The 3,823-nt window shown below is 34.4% G+C and carries 4 protein-coding genes; 3 read left to right on the top strand and 1 reads right to left on the bottom strand.

Features of this window, described 5'->3' with window-relative positions; all coding sequences use genetic code 11:
• Together ACIPNH_RS00480 and ACIPNH_RS00475 are read left to right on the top strand one after the other, a co-directional pair.
• Positions 1 to 537: MlaC/ttg2D family ABC transporter substrate-binding protein (locus ACIPNH_RS00480; RefSeq protein ID WP_400770870.1), on the top strand; the 537-nt coding region annotated here is incomplete at its 5' end.
• Entirely contained in the window at positions 534 to 1,823 is a 1,290-nt protein-coding gene (locus ACIPNH_RS00475; RefSeq protein ID WP_400770867.1) for a bifunctional folylpolyglutamate synthase/dihydrofolate synthase, read from the top strand. The genes ACIPNH_RS00480 and ACIPNH_RS00475, both read left to right, overlap by 4 nt.
• Here ACIPNH_RS00475 and ACIPNH_RS00470 read toward each other — a convergent pair.
• A complete protein-coding gene (locus tag ACIPNH_RS00470; RefSeq protein ID WP_400770864.1) occupies positions 1,791 to 2,303 on the bottom strand; it encodes a hypothetical protein in 513 nt (170 codons plus the stop codon). The genes ACIPNH_RS00475 and ACIPNH_RS00470 overlap by 33 nt on opposite strands.
• Positions 2,304 to 2,559: 256 nt before the next feature.
• Here ACIPNH_RS00470 and ACIPNH_RS00465 point away from each other — a divergent pair, with 256 nt between their 5' ends.
• Positions 2,560 to 3,507, top strand: a complete 948-nt coding sequence (locus tag ACIPNH_RS00465) for an IS110 family RNA-guided transposase (RefSeq protein WP_209472550.1) — start codon at positions 2,560 to 2,562, stop codon at positions 3,505 to 3,507.
• Positions 3,508 to 3,823 lie beyond the last annotated feature (316 nt).

Below are 3,823 nucleotides of genomic sequence, written 5' to 3'. Positions count from 1 at the left end.
GCTTACACTAATTGTACAGATCACAAAATTTTTGTGCATACTATGAAGCAACAAGTGGATGGTATATCTACAAAGGAGAATAAAAAAAACCGGGAATGTGTGCAAAAAAAGCTTCAGGAGGTCATTCAAAACAATGTTAACCTCAAAGGAATATCGCAATTCGTCATAGGAAAACATTGGGCTTTAGTTAAACAAAAAGAAAAAGAAGATTTTTTAAGAGAGTATGAAGTGTATCTTACGCGTTTGTGCGTTAAAATTTTATATAAATACATGCATGATAGTGAAATGATCATAATGAGTACAAAAGCAGTTGACGATGAAACTTGCTTAATTGGTACAAGATTTTCTTACGGTGATGAAGAATTTACAAATATTGATTTTAAAGTTACTAAAAATAACAGTTCTTTCTTGATAAGTGATGTTGTAATGAGTGGAATAAGTATTGCTATTAATCAACGTTATCAATTTAGTGAAAAAATCGACACGCATGGCATAGCAAGCGTTATAGCTGAATTAAAATGCAATAACAATCCATGATATATATGCCTCATTGGCCTAAGCCACTTGGTAGCAGGCCGAATGATTTTTCTCTTGATCGCATAAAAGGCTTTCTTAGCAAACTAGATAACCCCGAGAAAAAAGTGCCTCCCGTAATTCATATAGCTGGAACTAATGGGAAAGGCTCAACACTAGCATTTATAAGATATATAATGCAAGCAGCAGGGTATAAGGTACACGCATACACTTCTCCACATTTAGTGAGTTTTAATGAGAGGATAGTGATAGCCGGCAGCTATATCGACGATAATGAATTATATAGCTTATTAGAAGAATGTCGTGCAGTAATTGCAGAACAACCTATCACTCTGTTTGAAGCTGCAACTATTGCAGCTTTTTTAGCTTTTTCTCGTCATAAAGCCGATATAACTTTAGTTGAAGTGGGTATGGGTGGAAGGCTTGATGCAACAAATGTTATAGATAATCCGATTTTAGCAATAATTACTTCCATTGCACTTGATCATACGGAATATCTTGGCCCTACTGTAGAAATTATAGCAGGTGAAAAGGCTGGAATAATGAAACCTAATGTTCCTTGCGTAATAGCACCGCAAGAAAAATCTATAGTGAACACGCTAGAACACCACGCAATAAATAAGAAATCTCCCTTGTATAGAGGAGGTCTTGAATGGAATTGCAAAAAAAAGAACAACAAAATGGTTTTTCAATCAGCTATTCAATCAATAGAATTTCCTTTGCCATCTTTAAAGGGTGATCATCAGGTGATTAATGCAGGCAATGCTATTGCAGCATGTAGTATTTTAAGTGGAAAGTATGAATTTGATATTGGAGAAGAGGATATCACTTCAGGTTTACAGTGCACTTATTGGCCTGCACGGCTAGAGTCTATAAAAGAAGGTAATTTAATTTTCCTACTACCGAAAGATTGGCAATTATTTTTAGATGGTGCACACAATAATGATGGTGCTAGAGTACTATCTCAGTGGGTAAAAGATAATTTTGCTGAAGGTATTTATATGATTTTTGGTGTTACTAGTAACAGAAATGTGGAAGAGTTCTTAGAGCACTTAAAGCCATATATCAAGCTACTATGTGCGGTTTGTGTTAAGTTTGAACCTAAAGCAACAAATACAAATTTGATTAGGGAAAAAGCCAATAACATAGGAATAAAAGCAGTTGAATGTGAATCAATTGGCGATGCAATATCAAATCACATATTAAAAGCCTCTACCCAAAACGTCAAAACCATACTAATCTGTGGCTCATTGTTCCTAGCTAGAGACTTCGCTATGGAGAATAGCTAACTTTGATGATATTAACTGACCGATGGGGAAATAACTTTGATTGCTCATAGTACTGATTGGCTTTTCGTTATCGACTTCTATAAACTGATCATCACCTTTAAATTGCTCCTCAATTGAATTTATAGCTGTCTTTTTGAGAATATAATTACTTGCAGCATTTAAAATAGGTGAAGTAACAACTAAAAGCGTGAATGGTAATGAAAGTAATAAGCCGGATAACATCATAGAGTTAGTTATACCAAAGCCGTTGGCAACTAAATCTAATCCCACACCGAAAAACATTAAAGATGTACAGATTGTGTTGCTCAAAATAACTGAATTTTTTAGCCACTTTAATTTAGTCCTATCACTCTTTGAAAAATTTTCGCATTCTTGGTCAAAGTTAAACAATAATAAAATATTAGTCTGATGATTAAACTCTTTCCCATTTCTAGTATAAATGCTCTTAACAGCTAGACTCAAAATAGATCCTGCTAACAAGGGAGCAAGAAAACCTACTGCTATTGGTACATTAGAAGAAATTGTAAGTTAAAAACGTGATATAAAAGAGATAAGAGAGAAAGATAACCCTGCTCACTAGGAATAGCGGGCGTGCGCGACCGAAAGGAAATTGGTATTACAACCGTTGGTATCAAGGTACGCTAGCCCTATCTCTCGATACGTTTGAATAGTTGCTTGGGACATATATATGCACCCGTTTACAATCTTAAATTAACTAAAACTATCGAGGTTTATTATGGTTACATCTTATCAAAATTTTATTGGCATTGACATCGGAAAATTTAAAAATGTCGTTGCAATTCACAAACAGAAGAATGCTGTCGAATTTGATAATAATGCTTCTGGTTGGCAACAATTATTTCAAGAGTTTTCAGATATTCTACCTAATGCTTTAGTGACTTTAGAAAATACAGGGAAATATGAGCTTGGCTTATCACATTTTCTTACCGACAAAAATATTGCCGTGCATCGAGCTAATACTCGTAAAGTAAAAAGCTTTATTTTATCTCACGGAACTTTAGCAAAGTCTGATAGATCAGATGCAAGAGCTCTTGCTCAATATGGATTTGAACGCCATAGAACTATCTCTCTATTTGTACCTACCTCTACAGAACAATCAACTTTGGCTGCACTTTGTCAACGTCGTGATGATATTACGCAAATGAGAACTCAAGAAAAATGCAGACTTGAAGCACCGGAAAATGATCATATAAAAGAAAGCTGTCAAAAGACCATTGAGTTTTTCGATAGTCAAATAAACGAACTCAATGATACTATACAAAAGATTATTGATGAAAGCCGCGAATTACAACAACGCCAAAAAATTCTTAAAACAGTTCCTGGAATAGGTAAAAAGTTATCACAAGATTTTTTGTGTTTAATGCCAGAGCTTGGTTACTTAAATAGAAAAGAAGTAGCAAGTCTTGCCGGAGTTGCACCGCATCCAAAAGAAAGTGGTAAAGCTGTTGGTTACCGAAGGATTACAGGTGGTAGAAGTAACGTTCGTTCAAAGCTCTTTACAGCCGCTATGGCTGCTACAAGGTCGAAATCTATACTTGGCGCCTTTTATTCTAAGCTTGTTGAAAGTGGTAAGAAGAAGATGGTGGCTATAACAGCCCTAATGCGTAAAATTATAGTAATTGCTAATACAAGACTTAAAGAAGCAATTAATTTGCATACTTAAAAATCTTCACAACGGTAACTGAAATTGGCTAATGAATATGTGCGTCCACACAGACTTAAAGCACATATTCATTAGCTTAAGCAGAAATTGCTGTGGTAGCTGTTTGATATAAAATTCTATTTCTATGACAAACGGGTTTTTATTGCCCATATAATTTGCAAAATTACACAAATAAAAAAATTTTTAAAAAACATAGTTGATACCATTAATTATTAAAAATGCAATTGATGTGAAGGATACTAAAAGAACTTCTAAGAAACTCTTTCTGCTAGTAGCTCTTTTTTAATCAAGACATAACCAAATTCACTAGCTTTCT

Source organism: Wolbachia endosymbiont of Drosophila barbarae, from assembly GCF_044752445.1.
In the GTDB taxonomy this organism is placed as follows: domain Bacteria; phylum Pseudomonadota; class Alphaproteobacteria; order Rickettsiales; family Anaplasmataceae; genus Wolbachia; species Wolbachia pipientis.
Note: the sequence above shows the minus strand (reverse complement) of the source record. Positions and strands in the feature narration are given on the sequence as shown.